A 19,496-nucleotide genomic window follows, 5' to 3' on the forward strand; every position below is an offset into this window, starting at 1 on the left:
CTAGCATTATCGGGCGCTGCTCGGCTTATCCGAGGTTAAACCGCGTGTTAACGGACGTGTCAGCGTTTGCGCCATGATCACCCCGGCCAGGATCAGCAGTCCCCCGGTAATGTGGAACCCCGCCACCTGTTCGCCCAAGAATGCCATCGCTATCAGCGCGCTAAACAGCGGCATTAAGTTGATAAAAATACTCGACTGGTTGGCGCCAATTTGACGTACTGCGCGCATCCATAGAAAAGTGGTGATGACAGAAGCGGGGATGCCCGCATAAACAATCAGCCCGATGTTTTGGCTATCAATAGGCGTCATTGGCCCCATCAAATAGGGAGGGAGCAGGAACAGCACCGCAAAACAGACCTGAGCGTAGAGCATCACCCAGGGCGGTAAGTTCATCGACCAGCGTTTAAGCATCACCCCATACAGCGCATAACAAGTAGCCGCCACGACCATTAGCGCATCGCCAAAGGCGACCTGCAGTTGCAACAAAGAGAAGGGATTGCCGCGCCCCAGCAGTACGGTAACGCCTACGAAGGCCAGCACGCCGCCTAAAACGCCGCCTAAGGAGGGGGGCTCGCGAAGAATCAGCGCGCTAAGCAGCACGGTGAGCAACGGCACCATGGCGGCGAGAATGCCCATATTGGTAGCGGTGGTTGTTTCTGCCGCCACATAGGCCAGCCCTTGCCATAGGCCCATGCCGAGCAAGCCCAATAGCGCAAGCTTAGGCCACTGGCGACGGATTTCGTCGCGGTGGCGTAACACGGCGGGCAGCACAAATGGGGTCATCACCGCCAGGGCGAGCAGCCAGCGTAGAAAAGCAATGCTGCTTGGCGCGATGGCGCCTACGCTAAGCTGGTTAATGGTCATATTGCCCGACCAGATAAGCACGGTGGCGAGCGGCGGCAAAAAATACATCAAGGGCATAGCAACGGTTCCTTATCGTTAGCCGGGTAATGTGACGCGGATTCGCACGCTGGGCAAGAGGGTAGCTCGGCAAATCTGGCAATATTCAGGTAGGTAAAGGTCTGTACGTTGCGGCGAGTATGTCATACGCTTGTTTGAATATGCTTTAACCGTGCTACTAATAATATCAAGGAGACCCGTGATGACCCGTGCGCCCGCCTATCCGCATCTGTTCCGCCCGCTGACTATTGGCCATTTAACGCTGCCCAACCGCGTTTTAATGGGCTCAATGCACACTAACTTGGAAGAAGCACCCAATGGCTTTGAACGCTTAGCAGCTTTTTATGCTGAGCGGGCGCGGGAAGGGGTTAGCCTGATCGTCACCGGCGGTATCGCGCCTAATCCAGAGGGTGCGGTGTTCCAGGGAGCCAACGCGCTTGTGAACGAAGCGCAGTTGCCAGAACACCGAGGGGTCGTTGATGCGGTGCATGCGGAGGGCGGCCACCTATGTATGCAGATTCTCCACGCCGGGCGTTACGCTTACTCGCCGGACTTGGTTGCACCTTCGGCCATTCAAGCGCCTATCAACCCCTTTATGCCTCGGGCGCTGAGCAGCGATGAAGTCGAGCAGCAAATCGCCGACTATGTTCGCTGTGCCAAGCTTGCTCAACAGGCGGGTTACGATGGTGKAGAAATCATGGGATCAGAAGGCTACCTGATCAATCAGTTTATCTGCCAGCGGACCAACCAGCGTGACGATGAGTGGGGCGGGGCCTTTGAGAACCGTATGCGCTTTGCTGTCGAGATTGTCCGTCGGGTCCGCGCGGCGGTGGGCGAGCGTTTTGTGATTATCTTCCGCCTTTCGATGATTGATCTGGTGGAAGAGGGCAGCACTTGGGAAGAGGTCGTTACGCTGGGCCAAGCGGTCGAGGCTGCCGGGGCGAATGTCATCAATACCGGCATCGGCTGGCACGAAGCTCGGGTGCCGACCATTGTGACCAGCGTGCCCCGGGCTGCCTTTACTGAAGTGACTAAGCGCATCAAATCGGCGCTATCGATTCCGCTGATCACCACCAATCGCATCAATATGCCCGAAGTGGCCGAGCGCGTACTGGCGGCAGGTCACGCTGATATGGTCTCCATGGCGCGACCTTTTCTGGCCGACCCCGCCTGGGTTCGCAAAGCCGAGGAGGGTCTGGCGGAAGAGATCAATACCTGCATTGCCTGTAACCAGGCCTGCCTTGATCACACCTTTGCCGGAAAGCTGACGTCTTGCTTGGTTAATCCCAGGGCCTGCCACGAAACCGAACTGACCATTGAGCCTACACAAACACCCAAACGGGTGGCCGTAGTGGGCGGTGGCCCTGCTGGGCTAGCCACTGCAGTGACGGCGGCCAGCCGTGGGCACAACGTAGTGCTGTTTGAACGGCGCAGCGAGCTAGGCGGGCAGTTCAACTATGCGCGTAAGATTCCCGGTAAAGAGGAGTTTAATGAAACCTTGCGCTACTACCGGGTAATGCTGGAGAAATATGCGGTAGAGGTACGTTTGAATACCACCGCCACTGCAGAAGCGCTTGCCGATTTCGATGAGGTGGTTATGGCCACCGGCGTTCAGCCCCGGGAGCTCAATCTTCCAGGTCACGACCACGGTAAAGTGCTGAGCTACGCCGAGGCGATTGAATCCCCTGGGCGGGTTGGGCGTAAAGTAGCGGTGATTGGCGCAGGAGGTATTGGTTTTGATGTGTCGGAACTGCTGGCGCACCAAGGCCATCCAGCGTTGGACATTGCCGAATGGTGCGACGAGTGGGGCGTTGATTTAGCAGTCGGCGAGCGGGGCGGTTTAAAAGCGCCGACGGCGCCCGTGGTTCCCCGCGAAATTGTCATGCTACAGCGTAAAACCTCCAAGCCAGGCAAGTATCTGGGTAAAACCACCGGTTGGGTACACCGGGCATCGCTTAAGCAGCGCGGAGTGAAAACCCTTACCGGCTGCGAATACCTCAAAATCGACGATGGGGGGCTGCACATTCGTCGCGACGGCGTCGATCAAGTGCTCGCCGTTGACAGCATTGTCGTGTGCGCCGGGCAGGAGTCGGTGCGTGATCTGCTGGCGCCGCTGGAACGTGCAGGAACAGCGGTACATATTATTGGCGGCGCGGATGAAGCCAGCGAACTGGACGCCAAACGCGCCATTGAGCAGGGCACTCGATTGGCCGCGAGCTTGTAAAAATGAGTAGAGGGGGGACTTGATAAGGAAGCGCTTAAAAGCGCAGGTGACGTTAGCCCATAAATGGCGATAGACTAAATGACTAATCTACCTATTAAGCATAGTTAGATATTTAAGGCGCGAGTGGCACCCAGCTCGCGCTGTTCGATCGCCAGATAAAAGGACTGTCGTCATGACCTCGGAGTGTAGCCCGCGATTTTTAGCCAGTGATAACACCTCCGGTATCTGCCCGGAGGCGATGGAATATCTGCTTGAAGCCAACCGCTGCGATGATTTGGCTTACGGCAACGATCTCTGGACCGCCCGTGCCGCGGATCGCTTCCGCGAGATGTTTGACTACGACTGCGATGTCTTCTTTGTTTTCAACGGTACCGCCGCCAACTCACTGGCGCTCTCCGCCATGGGACGCAGCTACCATAGCGTAATTTGCCACGAGCTGGCGCATATCGAAACCGACGAGTGCGGCGGTCCGGAGTTTTTCTCAAACGGCGCTAAACTGCTTACCTCGCCGGGCGCCAACGGCAAGCTCACCCCGGAAGGCATTGAAGCGCTGGTCACCAAGCGCAGCGATATTCACTACCCCAAGCCTAAAGTGGTATCACTCACCCAAGCCACCGAAGTCGGCACGCTCTACTCCCGTGAAGAGCTGATGGCGATTCGCGCCATCGCCGATAAACATGACCTGCGCCTACATATGGACGGCGCCCGTTTTGCCAACGCCTGCGCTAGCCTTAATGCCACCCCGGCTGAACTTACCTGGCAGGTAGGCGTGGATGCGCTATGTTTCTCGGGTACCAAAAACGGCCTAGCGTTTGGCGAAGCGATCCTGTTCTTTAATCGGGAGCTGGCCGAGGACTTCTCCTACCGCTGCAAGCAGGCTGGGCAGTTGGCCTCAAAAATGCGCTTTGTATCTGCCCCCTGGTTAGGGTTGCTTGAAAGTGGTGCCTGGCTAACCAACGCCCAGCATGCCAACGAGATGGCGCGCTACCTATCGGAAGGGCTGCAGGCGCTACCCGGCGTATCGCTAATGTTTCCTACCCAAGCCAATAGTGTGTTCGTTGAATTGCCGCTTTCGGCGATTGAAGCGTTGAAAGCCAAAGGGTGGACCTTCTATACCTTTATTGGCGCAGGCGGTGCCCGTTTTGTTTGTGCTTGGAACACTACCGTTGAACTGTTAGATGAGCTGTTGGCCGATATTCGTTCAGTACTCGAGGGTTAAAGCCGACAGATAACCGCTTTTTCGCCACGGTTTGGCGCTTACGACCTAGCGACGCCGCTGCCAATGGCAGCGGCGTCGCTGGTTGAGTGCCTTGCGTTTATTGATGATGCGTGGACTAACGCAACTATTCGCCTGAATAATTCTCTTATCTGTATCGCCGCAGCGTTGAAGGTTTTAGTCATCACTTTTTGCTAATGCTGACTACGCTAAAAAAGCGACACCTCGTTTGGCACACCGTTGCGAGACACTTGGCTTTGCGGTGACTGCCTGGGGATGGGCCACAGGAGAGTTCCATGAGCATCTTTGATCACGTTCAAGACCGTTTTTCCCGCGTTCAGCAAGAGGACATGAGCCTTGAGGAGTACTTGGCGCTTTGTCGCCGTGATCCGAAGGTTTATGCCAGCGCCTCCGAGCGCATGCTGGAAGCCATAGGCGAGCCTGAAGTGATCGACACGGCGAAAGACCCGCGTCTATCACGTATTTTTTCTAATAAAGTGATTCGCCGCTACCCTGCCTTTGCTGAGTTTCACGGCATGGAGGAGGCCATTGAGCAGATCGTGTCCTACTTCCGCCATGCGGCGCAAGGGCTGGAAGAACGCAAGCAGATCCTTTACCTGCTTGGCCCGGTAGGTGGCGGTAAATCGTCACTCGCTGAGCGTCTAAAACTGCTCATGGAGCGCATCCCGTTTTATGCCATTAAGGGTTCACCGGTTTACGAGTCGCCGCTGGGTCTGTTCTCCCCCGAAGAGGATGGCGAACTGCTGGAGAAAGAGTACGGCATTCCACAGCGCTATTTACGCAGCGTGATGTCGCCCTGGGCGGCAAAACGGCTGAAAGAGTACGGCGGCGATATCTCCCAGTTCCGGGTAGTGCGTTTGTACCCTTCACGGCTTAACCAGATCGCGATTTCCAAAACCGAGCCGGGGGATGAGAACAACCAGGATATTTCGTCACTGGTGGGTAAAGTCGATATTCGCCAATTGGAGCTTTACTCCCAGGACGATCCGGATGCCTACAGCTTCTCCGGAGGTTTATGCCGTTCAAATCAGGGGCTGATGGAGTTTGTGGAGATGTTTAAGGCACCGATCAAGGTGCTGCATCCACTGTTAACCGCCACCCAGGAGGGCAACTACAACCCCACCGAAGGTATGGGGGCTATTCCCTTTGATGGCGTGATTCTGGCCCACTCCAATGAGTCGGAATGGCAGGCGTTTCGCAACAACCGCAATAACGAGGCGTTTCTTGATCGGGTGTATATCGTCAAAGTGCCTTACTGCCTGCGGGTCACCGAAGAGATCAAGATCTATCAAAAACTGCTCGAAGACTCTTCGCTTAACGCCGCGCCCTGCGCACCGGATACGCTGCGCATGTTGGCCCAGTTCTCGGTACTGTCACGACTCAAGGCGCCGGAAAACTCCAATATCTACTCGAAAATGCGCGTCTACGACGGTGAAAATCTGAAAGACACCGATCCTCGCGCCAAGTCGATTCAGGAGTATCGCGACGCCGCAGGTGTGGACGAGGGTATGCAGGGGCTCTCTACCCGCTTTGCGTTCAAGATTCTCTCCAAGGTCTTCAACTTTGACAGCACCGAAGTAGCGGCTAACCCAGTGCACTTGCTGTACGTGTTGGAGCAGGCGCTGGAGCGCGAACAGCTGCCATCAGAAGTGKTTGAGCGCTACTTGGGCTTTATCAAAGAGTATATGGCGCCTCGCTATGTGGACTTTATTGGCAAAGAGATCCAGACCGCTTATCTCGAATCCTACAGCGAATATGGCCAAAACATCTTTGACCGCTATGTCACTTACGCCGATTTCTGGATTCAGGATCAGGAGTACCGCGACCACGAAACCGGCGAGTTGCTAAACCGCCAGGCGCTCAACGAAGAACTGGAGAAAATCGAGAAACCCGCGGGTATCTCGAACCCCAAAGATTTCCGTCACGAGGTGGTCAACTTTGTATTGCGGGCGCGGGCGCAAAACAACGGTATGAACCCCAGCTGGCAGTCCTATGAAAAGCTCAAAGGCGTTATCGAGCACAAGATGTTCGCCAATACCGAAGAGCTGTTGCCGGTGATTTCGTTTAATGCCAAGGCGTCGCGGTCGGATCAGAAAAAGCACGAAGACTTTGTGGCGCGGATGGTCGATCGCGGCTACACCGAGAAGCAGGTTCGGCTACTTTCCGAATGGTACCTGCGCGTGCGCAAGTCTCAGTAGCGGCCCGCGTTTAAGACAAGAGCTAAGGAGGTCGTATGACCTACTTTATTGATCGCAGGCCTAACGCTAAGCATAAGAGCGCGGTAAATCGTCAGCGCTTTTTAGAGCGCTATCGGAAGCATATCAAGCGCTCTGTTGAGGAGGCCGTTAACCGCCGCTCGATTACCGATATGGAGCGCGGTGAGAAAATCTCGATACCGGCTAAGGATATCTCTGAGCCAGTATTTCAACATGGCCCCGGCGGGGCACGCAATATTGTCTCGCCGGGCAACAAAGAGTTTGTCGCCGGTGATAAAATCCGCCGCCCTAGCGGCCAGGGCGGCGGCAGTGGCGCAGGCGAGGGCGGCGCCTCCAATCAGGGCGAAGGCGTTGATGAGTTCGCCTTTACGCTTAGCCGCGAAGAGTTTTTGGAGTTTGTATTCGACGGTCTGGAGCTACCCCATCTGCAGCGCAAGCCGCTAAAATCGCTGGAAGAGGTCAAGATGGTGCGGGCGGGGCTCTCCCGCGATGGCGTACCCTCTCGAATTAGCATTACCCGCTCGATGCGTGAGGCCTATGCCCGGCGCATTGCCATGCGCGCGCCGATTAAGCGGGCGCTAAAAGAGGCGCAGGAAGCGCTGGAGGCCGAAGAGCGCAAAGACCCAGTGCTGCGCAACCCTGCCCGCATCACTGAGCTGAAAGCCGAAATTGAGCGCCTGGAGAAGCGCATCGCCGGGGTGCCGTTTATTGACACCTACGACCTGCGCTACCACCAACTAAGCGCCCAGCCGCAGCCCTCCAATCAAGCAGTGATGTTTTGCGTCATGGATGTCTCCGGCTCAATGACCCAAAACCATAAAGACATCGCCAAGCGGTTTTTCCTGCTGCTCTATCTGTTCTTGGAGAAGCACTACGAGAAAGTCGAGCTGGTGTTTGTTCGACACCATACGGCCGCCCGCGAGGTTAGCGAGGAGGAGTTTTTCTACTCAAGGGAAACCGGCGGCACGATAGTTTCCAGTGCGCTGAATCTGGTGAATAAAATCATCGAAAAGCGCTATCCCGTTGGCCAATGGAATCTGTATGTGGCCCAGGCATCTGATGGCGACAACTGGGACGATGACTCGAATATCTGCCGCGACTTACTGGTCAAACAGCTTATGCCGCAGCTGCAGTACTACGCCTACGTGGAAATCACGCCCCACGACCATCAGTCGCTGTGGCAGGAGTATGAAAGCGTGGTGAAAGAGTTCCCCGAACGCTTTGCCATGCGCCAAATCGTGGAGGCGGGCGATATTTATCCGGTCTTTCGTGAACTGTTTAAGCGTCGCTTAAGCCAGTCCCAGTGACCTTATATACAGGTTAGTGACCGTGTGCAGAGGAGTGGGCTATGAGTGCGACCCGCAAGCGTAAGCCGATTGCCACCGGCTCTGATTGGAACTTCAGCGTGCTGGAGCGTTTTGATGCGGAGCTGGCCAGACTCGCCGATGAGTATCGGTTGGACACCTATCCCAACCAGATAGAAGTCATCACAACCGAGCAAATGATGGACGCCTACGCCAGTGTCGGCATGCCGGTGGGCTATCATCACTGGTCGTTTGGCAAGCAATTCCTGGCCGTTGAGCAGGCTTATAAACGTGGCCAAATGGGCCTGGCCTATGAGCTAGTGATTAATTCTGACCCCTGCATCGCCTACTTGATGGAGGAGAATACGCTGATGATGCAGGTGCTGGTGATGGCCCACGCCTGCTATGGTCACAACTCTTTTTTTAAGGGTAACTATCTATTCCGCACCTGGACCGACGCCTCTTCAATTGTTGATTACCTAGTGTTCGCGCGACAGTATATTGCCAAGTGTGAAGAGCGCCACGGTGTGCAGGCCGTTGAGCAGCTGCTAGATGCCTGCCATGCACTGCAAAACTACGGTGTCGACCGTTATAAACGCCCCTCGCCGATTTCTGCCGAAGAGGAAGCTAAGCGCCAGGATGAGCGCGAAAGCTACCTGCAAACCCAGGTAAACTTGCTGTGGCGTACGATTCCCGATAACGCTGAGCACGGCGAACGGTTACCAGGCAGTTTATTACCCGAAGAGGATGATCCGCTCGGGCTGCATAGTGGCGGGCGCTACCCTCCGGAGCCCCAGGAGAACCTGCTCTACTTTATTGAGAAAAACGCCCCGCTTTTGGCGCCCTGGCAGCGTGAAATAGTGCGCATTGTGCGCAAGCTTGCGCAATATTTTTACCCTCAACGGCAAACACAGGTCATGAATGAGGGCTGGGCGTGTTTCTGGCACTACACGTTGATGAATCGCCTCTACGACGATGGCAATGTCGATGAAGGATTGATGCTGGAGTTTTTGCAGTCTCACGCAGCAGTCATTAACCAACCTGATTTTGATAACCCACACTTCAGTGGGATTAACCCCTATGCTCTGGGCTTCGCGATCTTTATGGACATTAAGCGGATCTGTGAAGCGCCTACCGATGAGGATCGCGAATGGTTTCCTGATATAGCAGGATCGCCATGGCGGGATACGCTGGAGTTTGCAATGCGCAACTTCAAGGATGAGTCGTTTATTCAGCAGTTTCTATCGCCGAAAGTGATGCGTGACCATAAGCTATTTTTAGTCGTGGATGACGATCAGGTGGAGACCCTTGAAGTCGCAGCGATTCATAACGAACAGGGCTACCGTCAGGTGCGTGAAGCGCTTGCCACTCAGTACGCACTCTCGGTCCGCGAACCCAATATCCAAGTCGTTGAAGCGGCTATTCGTGGGGATCGCTCTTTGACGCTTCACCACGTTCAGGATAGTCGCCGACCATTAGGGCGCAGCGTTTATCCAGTGATTCGCCATTTGCAGCAGCTGTGGGGATTTCCCGTTCATCTTGTCTCTCTGGAAGAGGGGCGTGTAACGCGGCGTTTTCACTGGCCGATAGAGGATGAAAGTCCGGTATCTTAGCTAACCTTTGGTCTTCAAGCCCTTGGTCTTCAAGCCCTTGGTCTTCAAAACCGCTGATCTTAAAAAAACTACCCCGCTCAAAAGGCGGGGTAGTGGTGTTGATACAGCTATTAAGCATGAGACGCTTACGCTTGGGCGGTCCAGGATTGGCACCAGCCGGCAGGTGCTACGCTGTTCTCTGGAAATAGCTGGCAACCCTCATTGTCTGCATTGTAGAACATACAGTTATCACAACGCTCACCCTCTTCATAAGCCGGGTGATCGCTGGCTTCGCTAGCTTCTTCTACATAGTTAAGCGCTTGGGCATTGGTTGCGGAAGGATCAAGACGCGGCAGTTCCTGAGCGAAAGCAGTCTTGGAAAGAATACCAGCACCCAGAGGAAGGGCGGCAAGGCCCAACATGCTGTTGCGCATGAAGTCACGACGGCTTTTATTAGCCATGATTTCTCCTTATCGTCACGGTCTGACGTTTGGTCACGTTATCGGGTGGTTATCCACCTCTTGATGCTCCGCATAATCTTACAAGCCGGAGCTCTCTGCTACATCTTTTAATCAGCTGTATTTTTCAACCAGTTATTTTCAACCAGCCATATCTTCTAATCCTATACTTCAACTACATGCTAGCGGATGTACAAGGGTTGTGCGAATACTGCTGCTGGTATAGCGACAATTGGTCACGCTGTCGTTGGGTGCTGCGCTCGCTTCCCCGTCGCTGCTATACTCTGACCAGCTTTAACACGACGGTTTGTGGCTATTTTTATGGCTATTTTCTCTAAACTATTTTTTTGAGTATTTTTTCTCTAAAGAGGCGCGCCATGCAAAACGCAGTCATTTTAATCAATACCGACAAAGGCCAGGTCAAGGCTGTGGCCGAGCGGCTGGCCGATGTGGAGGGGATCAGTGAGGTTTACTCCACCTGTGGCCGCTACGACCTTGTCGCGATTGCCCGCACCCGTGATTTTGAAAGCCTGGCCGAGCTGGTGACTGAGCGCTTAAACGCCGTGGAAGGGATTAGCGATACAGAAACCCTCAATGCCATGCAGGTTCACTCTCGTCACGATCTTGAAACCATGTTCTCTTTGGGTTGGTAACCTTTTATTGCTTGGGTAACTCGCACAACGACCACTAGCGTATTAACAAATGCAAAGCGCTAAATAAGCATTAAAAAGGGGAAAGTCTGTTGGGAACATCGCTTTTGAGCTGGCGTCGGCAGGGGCGACGCTTAGGCATCGCCGTGCTATTTGTCGTCGTTGGCACAGGGCTGTGGGAGTTTCAGGAGCGCCAGCATAAAGATGCCTACACTTGGATGGGGGTGCCCACCTGGGAAGAGTTTAGCCCCACGACAATGCACAGGGTGTTGCGCAATGATGGCTACTTGGTTGGCTGGTCCGATGTGCGGGTCAATCCGCTATGGGTCAGCTATCAGGTTGCAGCGGTAGACGATTCTCGCATCGGTTCGCGGCCTAATTTTCAAGCCGATTGGCGCACGCTATGGCCTGTGGGCACCGACAGCTATGCGGGTAGCGGCTACGACCGAGGCCACTTGGCGCCCAACTACGCCATCGCCGCCGTGCATGGACGCAGCGCCCAGGTCGATACCTTTCTAATGAGCAATATGACCCCGCAGCGGCCCAATTTGAACCGACAGCTCTGGCAGCGGTTGGAAGAAGCGGTCATGGATCATTTTGCGCCGCGTTTTGATCGCTTGCAGGTGATCACCGGGCCGGTGTTTCCCGAGCACTTTATGGATAACGTGTTTAATCGCGTGGGTTTGGTAGAAGTCCCAGAGGCGTTTTATAAGATTATCGTGGTGCCGCATAGCGAAGGGCCTTTAGCGCTGGCCTTCATCATGCCGCAAGACGTGCGCGGCAATGAGCCGTTAGATGACTACTTAGTGACCATCGATGAAATTGAAGCGCGTACAGGGCTTAACTTCTTCCCTGATCTGACACCAGCGGTGGAAGCAGTACTAGAAGGCGAGCTGCGCACGCAAGGGTGGGCGCTTGAGGCAGTTGCAAAGAAACCAGGGCGATATCAATAGTAGTTTAAGTGCTTAGTAGCTGATATCTATTGGATTAGTTTGTATCCAGCACCCAATGGCGGAAGGCGCGCATAGGGTCTGTCAGGTGTCGGTGCTGGGGTGTAAAAAGCGATAGTTTTCCCCTGCTGGGTATGCTGAGTGGCAGTGCCTGAACAAGGTTCCCTTGTCGAAGTTCGGCATCTAAAAGCCGCATCCAGCCTAAAGTCACTCCCTGGCCAGCCAAAGTAGCATTCATCAGTAGTTGGAAGCTGTTGGCGCGCAGCGTATGCAGCGGGGTCTGCCACTTCAGGCCAAGTTCACGGAACCATATTTCCCAGCTTAGCCAGTCATGGTAATGGTCTTCCACCACCATAAGCGTGTGATTCGTAGGCAGTTGCTCAGGTTCAATGCCATTGCCATGGCGTTCCAGGTAAATGGGGCTACAAACGGCGGCTACCATTTCATGGTCAAAAATAGCATCTGCTAAAAGACCTGGAGGATCGACTTCATTGGGTACATGGTAATAAATACCCAGGTCAAACTCCGCCAGATCAAGGCGGTGTGGATCTTCTACCGTCAATATGCGAATTTCGATATTAGGGTAAGCGCGCTGAAAGTCGGGCAACTGGCGTGCCAACCAGATCGAAGCAATGGTCGGGCTTGAGGCGAGGGTCAGCTGTCTGTCATCTCCGCGGCGCCTCAGGCGTGCAGTTTCATCGCCCAGATCGCGCAATAGTCGTTGCACAATACGAAAGTATCGCTCGCCGGTTGGGGTGAGTCGCAGTCCTTCAGGATGGCGTTCAAAAAGAAGCCGCCCTAGGTCATGCTCAAGGCGCTTGATCTGTCGGCTCACGGCGCTTTGCGAAAGATTTAGCTCGTTTCCCGCCTGCGTAAAACTGCAGTATCGTGCGGCAACTTCAAAGGCGCGCAGGCAAGATAGCGGCGGTAAAGCATCACGCATGAATCAAGCCTTAAAATAACGAGTAGTAGTTTCCAGCATACCACTGCCGAGCGGCGGCTGCCGCCCGGCCGGGTTGCAGAGACTAAACGGCCGTACGCGGGATCTCTCGCTGCCACGATTTATCGCTCACCAGCTTATCGTCTTCATAAGCGTGCTGCTCGGCATTCAGATAAAACGTGTGTTCATCGCAGTGTAGGTGGTAGCGGCTGAATACGCTGACGGCAAAGCTATCCTTCTCTCCTTCACGGCGAGCGCGGTACACCCACTCGATATCGGCGCGTGTACGAGTGGCATCGTCAGGGTGGCTGGTATAGGTCTCCTTAGCGTACTGTTCAACTTGCAAGCCGTGATCAAGAAATTTGATGTCCCCCATATCATCTTCAATGATCACGCTCACTTCGCCACTGCCCACATCTTCGCTGATGGTGCGCTTGGGGTGGCCAGTACGTAGGGTGTCCACCCGGCAGGGGGCAGCACTTTCTGGCGGCTCGAAAGGCATGGGAATATAGGGCGATTTGGATAACGGCAGCTCCAGGCTGGGTGTTCCTGATTTAAGGGTCAGGTCAGCGCGTTTTTTAGGCGACCACACCAGTGGAAAGCTGGCGCTGGAGAGGGCAATCCGTAATCGATGGCCCTTAGGCAGTCGATAGCCGATTAGATCCATGGTAAGGCGTACCTTCAAGGGTTCACCTGGTATGGGTGGCTCAATCGTCCCTGCATCGTCACGCAAATTCAGGTTAAGCGTGCCATAGGTAATCAAGGCACTTTCACCGCTGGGTGACACATCACACAAACGAGCGTGTAGCTGGCCGCACGCCTCGCTACTTTCCAGTGTCAGTGAAACCGAGGGTTGACCCAGGATGTCGAGCCCCTGTGCATAAGGCTCGGAGTCAAATGTCAGTGCAAGCGCATCGTCACGACGCTGATCGGGGGGGAAGTCAGCCCCAAACCATAATGGAATATACTCTCCTTGCAGGGCGCCAGTGGTAAGAGGCGATGCAATCAAGCAATCTTGGCTGAGATGAGTGTCGGACGCGAGGCCCTGGTCACCCAGCGTTAGCGTGATAGACCCACACTCGTCTTCAGGGGCTGGCCAACCACGGGTGCGCACCCACTGGCCCGGTCGCTCACGATACTTGGGAGCAGGCGGAACGCCATCTTGAAGGTAAAATGTGCAGGCGGGTTCATTCATTACACCTGTCTCAATACCCTTGAGCCAGTAATCCCACCAACGTAGCGCTTCTTGTAGAAAGCCAATCGCCGGGTCGGGCAGTGCGAAGTGTGGGTATTTGTGCATCCAAGGGCCCAGCAGTGCTTTTTTTGGGCATTGAAGATGCTCCATCATTCTAGGGATCGTATTGATATAGGAGTCGCCCCAGCCGCTTATCATGTAAACGGCCGCTTCAATGTCGGCATACTCCTCGCAGATGGAGCCATGCTTCCAATACTCGTCGCGATGCTGGTGCGTGAGCCAGGTTTCAGCCAGCAGAGGCATATTATCGAGGCGAGACTTCCACATATTGCGCCATCGATCGCCCACGAGTGCGGGGTCTGGTACCGCTGCTGAAAAACTTAGCATGGTGGCCGCCCAGCCAAGATTCTCCAGCAGCATATTGCCGCCCTTGTAATGAATATCATCAGCGTAGCGGTCATCGGTTGAGCAGAGCGTGATGATGGCCTTGAGCGGTGCGGGGCGCAGGGCGGCCACTTGCAGGCTATTAAAACCGCCCCAGGATATTCCCATCATGCCGAGCTGGCCATTACACCAAGGCTGGCTGGCAATCCATTCAATGACGTCAAGGGCGTCTGCCTGCTCTTGAGGGGCGTACTCATCTTCCATCAAACCATCTGATTCGCCGTTTCCGCGCATGTCTACTCGAACGCAGGCATAGCCGTGACCCGCGAAGTAGGGATGGGTCAATTCATCGCGAATCGCGGTTCCATCTCGCTTTCGGTATGGGAGATATTCCAGGATGGCTGGAACCGGTTGTGCTTCGGCGTCAACGGGCAACCAGATCCGCGCAGCTAAGCGGGTGCCGTCAGCCATTGGAATCCAAGTGTTCTCTATTTCGCGGGTGCGATGCGGAAAATCCTGCTTGATATTCATGAGTCACGCTTGTTGCTGGTGGGTGTTGGAGCACGATTAAGTTGCTCAGGGTTTTTTAGCCAGACCCAAAGCGAACCAGTGGCTATCAGCACGATAAACAGGGCTGGCAGGCCGCCTAGGTTAGACAGCATCTTGACGCCATCAATACCTACGAAACTCACCATCACCCAGGCGACGATCCCCACAATCACCCCCCAGGTGACTTTCATGGTAATCCCCGCATTGAGGTCTGAATCCGCTGTCAGCCCACGGGTGGAGAGATTGCCGATAGCATCGGTCTGGGAGTCGGCGGCCGTTACATAAGAGATATAAGCAATGAACAGCAGTAACGGTATCCACAGCCCTGAAAAGGGGAGTTGCCGGAATAGCTCATAAAGAACGTTTTCCACCCCGCGGTCATTGAGGATGGCGTAAAGATCGACGCCGGTGTGGGCCTGATAGTAAAGCGCAGTTCCAGAAAAGATCAGGATCCAGACGCTGGCGAACAGCGCTGGGTAAAGCAGGTTGACGCGAAGAAACTCACGTACGGTGTAGCCACAGGATATCTTGCCGAGAAACAGGGCGGCCACGGGGGCCCAGGAGAACCAAACGGCCCAATAAAATATCGACCACCACTGTGGCCACTGATCTTCCCCCGCCGCGCCGGTAAACAGACTCTTGGTAAAAAAGTTATCGATAAACACACCAAACGACTCTACTCCGAGAGCCAAGCTGAAAATGGTGGGGCCCGCGACGAAAGCGAACACGCCCAGAATAAGCAGCAGGACAGCATTTAGAGATGAAAATCGCGCAATACCTTTTTGCAGCCCGCTGGCGGCGGAAAGAACGAATGTTGTCACGATAATGGCGACAATAACGCCTAGCCGAAGGGGGCTGGTTTCACCACCCATATATTGGCCCMCGCCACCCGCAAGCGTCAGGGCGCCGGTGCCCAGCGAAGAAGCCATGCCGGCTACCAGGGCATAGAGTGAAACGGCATCAATAAGTCCTGCAAAGCGTCTAATTCTTGAGCCGAAAAGAGGTTCAAGCATGCTGGAAATAGAGAAGCGAAGGCGCAAATTGTAAAACGCTAGGGCAAAGATCAGTGCGGGTACGGCATAAATAGCATAAGGCGTGAACGTCCAGTGTAAAAACATGGTCGACATCGCAAACACCATGGCATCGCTTGAACCAGCCTCTAAGCCACTTGAACTTGGCGGACTCATGAAATGATAAAGCGGTTCAGCGGTGGTCCAAAACAGAACCCCTACGGCTAAGGTGGTGCAAAGGGTGATCGAGAACCAACGAAAAGGTGATAAAAGAGGCTGGGCGGAAGGGCCACCAATGCGAACACGGCCGATAGGAGAGAAGTAAACAATAACCGCCATAATAAGCAGGTAAAGGCTACCTATACTGAACAGCCACGAAAAATTATTCAGGATGGCGCCATTAAGCCCGCTCGCAACGGCTAGAAAGGCGTCTAAATTGATATAGCTGGCAATGACTGCCGCAAATAGAACCAGAAATGTTGGCCAGAAGACCAACGGTCGCAGCGATTTTATCGGCATACCGTTCTCCCTTTATCGTTATTGCTATGCTTGAATTTCATGGCATAACAACCTAACGCCTTTCTAATCCTGATATAAAGCGAAGACTCGGAATGGGGGTATGCGTTGAATGCATGGGTGGCCAATAGCTTAGCTAGCCATACAGACAGCAAACGCTGGAAGTTAAAATCTAAATATAGGGGCGAGCAGGAAGCTAGAACTGGTGGCGACTTAAACCCATGGGATAAAAGAGCGCATAGGAGATGAAAGGGGATTTAGAGAGAATAGAACATACTGAAGAGAGTACACTGATGCGGACTGGCCCATGTAAGTCATGGTGCCCAGGAGAGGACTTGAACCTCCACGTCCATACGGACACTAGCACCTGAAGCTAGCGCGTCTACCAATTCCGCCACCTGGGCGCATCATCTAACGCTTAGATTAACTACTTACCGTTTGTGTTCGTATGGTGCCCAGGAGAGGACTTGAACCTCCACGTCCATACAGACACTAGCACCTGAAGCTAGCGCGTCTACCAATTCCGCCACCTGGGCGAACACAAACTTTGACTTACTTGTTACCACCTGCCTTAGCACCGTCCTGCTTATACAAATAAATAGCATAAAAGCAGTTTGGTGCCCAGAAGAGGACTTGAACCTCCACGTCCATACGGACACTAGCACCTGAAGCTAGCGCGTCTACCAATTCCGCCATCTGGGCAAGTGGCGCGTATAATACCGGGGTGATGGTTAAATGCAAGACCCCACAGGTGCTTTTTATAAAGCAAATTGTATAAACAACGTCTAAGACGGTTGGGTGATTGAACGTGCAGCGCTATACTGCGCCCATGACTAAACAAAACCCTATTCATTTCAGCTTATCAAGCATTGAAATATCCAGCCCGCAACGCACCGCGTTTGCGCCTTTTTTATGCCTCCCGCAAATGACGCCATCAAGGATGTTGATCGCATGAAGTATTGGACGTTGAGTGATGATCCGCACGCCGAGCGTGAGGCACATAAATATGGCAACCCAGCACCGAGCCGTGAGTACTTACTTGCTGCCCTAGAAAGCTATGGTAAGCCGATTACCCACGAAAATATGAGCCGCATGCTGGGGCTGGAAGACGAAGACCTTATTGAAGCCGTCAGGCGCCGATTGGCGGCGATGGAGCGGGACGGTCAAGTGCTGCGCGACCGTCGCGGCGCCTACGCGCTGATCGACAAGCTCGATCTGGTCAAAGGCAAGGTGCTGGGGCACCGAGACGGCTTTGGTTTTCTGCTGCGCGATGATGGCAAAAAGCCAGACCTAGTGTTGCCACCGCGCCAAATGCGGCGCGTTTTTCACGGTGACCATGTGTTGGCGCGCATTAGTGGGCGTGATCGCCGTGGCCGTGATGAGGCGACCATTGCCGATGTCATTGCGCGCAACACGCAAACCATCGTCGGCGTTTACCGCAGTAATACCCCTGAATTTGGTATTCTGATTCCGGAAAATCCGCGTATTACTCAGGAAGTGATTATTCCTCATAGCGCCTGCGGCGGCGCTAAAGATGGCCAGGKGATCTCGGCCAAGATTGTCCAGCAGCCGGCCACCCGAGTGCAGCCGGTGGGCGAAGTGGTCGAAGTGCTGGGGGAGCGTATGGATCCTGGTATGGAAATTGATATTGCGATTCGCAGTTACGATATTCCTGCAGAGTTTCCGCCTGAAGTGCTCGATCAGATCGCCGGTATTTCAGCAGAAGTGCTGGAAGAGGATAAGCAGCACCGCGTTGATCTGCGCGATGTGCCGCTGGTTACCATCGACGATGAGTCCGCCAAAGACTTTGACGATGCGGTATGCGCGTGGAAAACCAAATCAGGTAGTTGGAAGCTTCTCGTCGCCATTGCCGATGTTTCCCACTATGTGCGCCCAGGCACGCCGCTGGACGATGAAGGCCGTACCCGGGGTAACTCGGTCTACTTCCCCGGCCAAGTCGTTCCCATGCTGCCGGAGCTGCTGTCCAACGGGCTCTGTTCGCTGAATCCCCACGTGGATCGCCTGGTGCTGGTATGCGAGATGAATATCTCTCAAACCGGTGCTATTAGCCGCTACCGCTTCTACGAAGCCGTCATGAATTCCCACGCCCGCCTTACCTACAACAAGGTGGCCGCGATTCTCGATGAGAAGAGTGAAGAGGGTGAGGCGCTACGCGCCGAGCATAACGAGCTAGTGAAGCCGCTGAAAAATCTTGAAGAGCTTTACTACTTGTTGCGCGAAGCACGTGCGGAGCGCGGCGCGATTGATTTTGATACCACTGAAACGGCGATCATCTTTAATGATGAACGCAAAATCGAAAAAATCGTCCCGCGTAGCCGTAACAATGCCCATAAGCTGATTGAAGAGTGCATGCTGGCGGCCAACGTGGCGACCGCGCGCTTTTTGGATAAGCATGACTTGCCAGCGCTGTACCGGATCCACGAGCGTCCAACACCTGAACGGCTTGATAAGCTGCGCCTGTTCTTGAACGAGCTAGGCCTTGCGGTTGGCGGTGGCGATATGCCCACCCCGCAGGATTACCAGGCGCTACGTGAAACGATATCCGACCGTCCCGACTTTGATATCATCCAGACGGTCATGCTGCGCTCGATGAACCAGGCGGTCTACTCGCCGCAAAACGAAGGCCACTTTGGTTTGGCCTATCAGGCCTACGCCCACTTTACCTCGCCGATTCGTCGCTACCCCGACCTGCTGGTACACCGCGCCATTCGTTCGGTGATCCGCGGTCCGCGTCAGACCAATACGGTGCTTCGCGTTGAGGGTGCGCCGGTTGAGCCGCCCAGCAAGTGGTGTCCGTATACCTTCGAGCAGATGCTTGAGCTGGGTGAACACTGCTCAATGACTGAGCGCCGCGCCGACGAGGCTACGCGTGATGTAGAGAGCTGGCTGAAGTGCGAGTTTATGTCCGACAAACTCGGTGAAACCTTCGAAGGTACCATCGCTTCGGTCACCCAGTTCGGCCTGTTTGTACGCCTGGATGAGTTCTATGTGGAAGGCCTGGTGCATGTCACGTCGCTGCCCTCGGACTACTACCATTACGAGGCTGAGAAGCACCGTCTTAAAGGCGAGCGCACCGGCACGACCTACCGCTTAGGTGATGGCCTTACCGTTCAGGTGGCGCGTGTCGATATGGATGACCGTAAGATTGACTTCGGTCTGAATGATGAGAAGCCACGCCCACGCCGTCAGCCGCGTAAGAGCCGCGGTGGGGAAGAGGGCGCCGGTGCTAAAAGAGATAGTGCCAAAGCTGCTGGAGACAAGAAACCCAATAGCGAGAAGCCCGCCACCCGCCGTGGTCCCCGGCGCACCCGTAATGGCCCGCGCAAACCATCACCGAATAAGGGGTGAGC

Annotated in this window: 13 protein-coding genes and 3 tRNA genes; 8 read left to right on the forward strand and 8 right to left on the reverse strand. The window is 54.6% G+C overall.

The features are described from left to right. Positions 1–6: 6 nt before the first annotated feature. Complete coding sequence (locus HALO_RS08375) at positions 7–921, reverse strand: DMT family transporter (RefSeq protein WP_035584169.1); 915 nt, start codon at positions 919–921, stop codon at positions 7–9. A 181-nt stretch (positions 922–1,102) separates the two neighbouring features. On the opposite strand from HALO_RS08375, the gene HALO_RS08380 reads away from it, so the two are divergent. The 5 genes from HALO_RS08380 (at position 1,103) to HALO_RS08400 (ending at position 9,494) form a co-directional block, all read left to right on the forward strand. Beyond that, positions 1,103–3,124, forward strand: coding sequence for an NADPH-dependent 2,4-dienoyl-CoA reductase (locus HALO_RS08380; RefSeq protein WP_050713305.1), 2,022 nt, complete (start codon positions 1,103–1,105; stop codon positions 3,122–3,124). Between the two features lie 172 nt (positions 3,125–3,296). Then, a complete protein-coding gene (locus tag HALO_RS08385; RefSeq protein WP_035584163.1) occupies positions 3,297–4,343 on the forward strand; it encodes a threonine aldolase family protein in 1,047 nt (348 codons plus the stop codon). A 293-nt stretch (positions 4,344–4,636) separates the two neighbouring features. Continuing rightward, complete coding sequence (locus HALO_RS08390; RefSeq protein ID WP_050713306.1) at positions 4,637–6,559, forward strand: PrkA family serine protein kinase; 1,923 nt, start codon at positions 4,637–4,639, stop codon at positions 6,557–6,559. Positions 6,560–6,594: 35 nt separating this feature from the next. After that, complete coding sequence (locus tag HALO_RS08395) at positions 6,595–7,884, forward strand: YeaH/YhbH family protein (RefSeq protein WP_035584156.1); 1,290 nt, start codon at positions 6,595–6,597, stop codon at positions 7,882–7,884. Positions 7,885–7,925: 41 nt separating this feature from the next. Further along, positions 7,926–9,494, forward strand: coding sequence for a SpoVR family protein (locus tag HALO_RS08400; protein WP_035584149.1), 1,569 nt, complete (start codon positions 7,926–7,928; stop codon positions 9,492–9,494). Positions 9,495–9,619: 125 nt separating this feature from the next. Here HALO_RS08400 and HALO_RS08405 read toward each other — a convergent pair whose 3' ends face one another. Continuing rightward, positions 9,620–9,934: a high-potential iron-sulfur protein gene (locus HALO_RS08405; RefSeq protein WP_035584146.1), complete on the reverse strand. Its 315-nt coding sequence runs from the start codon at positions 9,932–9,934 to the stop codon at positions 9,620–9,622. Positions 9,935–10,308: 374 nt separating this feature from the next. Here HALO_RS08405 and HALO_RS08410 point away from each other — a divergent pair, with 374 nt between their 5' ends. Next, the gene (locus HALO_RS08410) at positions 10,309–10,584 is read left to right on the forward strand and encodes an Lrp/AsnC family transcriptional regulator (protein WP_008958975.1); all 276 of its coding nucleotides are present in this window, start codon (positions 10,309–10,311) and stop codon (positions 10,582–10,584) included. A gap of 104 nt (positions 10,585–10,688) precedes the next feature. Further along, on the forward strand, positions 10,689–11,534 hold the full coding sequence (locus tag HALO_RS08415; protein WP_035584144.1) for a DNA/RNA non-specific endonuclease: 846 nt from the start codon (positions 10,689–10,691) through the stop codon (positions 11,532–11,534). A 34-nt stretch (positions 11,535–11,568) separates the two neighbouring features. Here HALO_RS08415 and HALO_RS08420 read toward each other — a convergent pair whose 3' ends face one another. From HALO_RS08420 to HALO_RS08445, 6 genes are all read right to left on the reverse strand, one after another. Beyond that, a complete protein-coding gene (locus HALO_RS08420) occupies positions 11,569–12,474 on the reverse strand; it encodes a LysR substrate-binding domain-containing protein (protein ID WP_035584142.1) in 906 nt (301 codons plus the stop codon). Between the two features lie 82 nt (positions 12,475–12,556). Then, a complete protein-coding gene (locus HALO_RS08425) occupies positions 12,557–14,581 on the reverse strand; it encodes a CocE/NonD family hydrolase (RefSeq protein WP_035584139.1) in 2,025 nt (674 codons plus the stop codon). Further along, positions 14,578–16,128, reverse strand: a complete 1,551-nt coding sequence (locus HALO_RS08430; RefSeq protein WP_172821667.1) for a BCCT family transporter — start codon at positions 16,126–16,128, stop codon at positions 14,578–14,580. Before HALO_RS08430 ends, HALO_RS08425 begins: the two co-directional genes overlap by 4 nt. A gap of 314 nt (positions 16,129–16,442) precedes the next feature. Beyond that, a tRNA-Leu gene (locus HALO_RS08435) sits at positions 16,443–16,529 on the reverse strand. Between the two features lie 45 nt (positions 16,530–16,574). Further along, a tRNA-Leu gene (locus tag HALO_RS08440) sits at positions 16,575–16,661 on the reverse strand. 79 nt (positions 16,662–16,740) lie between these two features. Continuing rightward, a tRNA-Leu gene (locus HALO_RS08445) sits at positions 16,741–16,827 on the reverse strand. Between the two features lie 249 nt (positions 16,828–17,076). On the opposite strand from HALO_RS08445, the gene rnr reads away from it, so the two are divergent. Beyond that, positions 17,077–19,494, forward strand: coding sequence for a ribonuclease R (gene rnr / locus HALO_RS08450; protein WP_050713307.1), 2,418 nt, complete (start codon positions 17,077–17,079; stop codon positions 19,492–19,494). Positions 19,495–19,496: the final 2 nt, after the last annotated feature.

The organism is Halomonas sp. R57-5, assembly GCF_900070345.1.
Classification (GTDB): Bacteria; Pseudomonadota; Gammaproteobacteria; order Pseudomonadales; family Halomonadaceae; genus Vreelandella; species Vreelandella ventosae_B.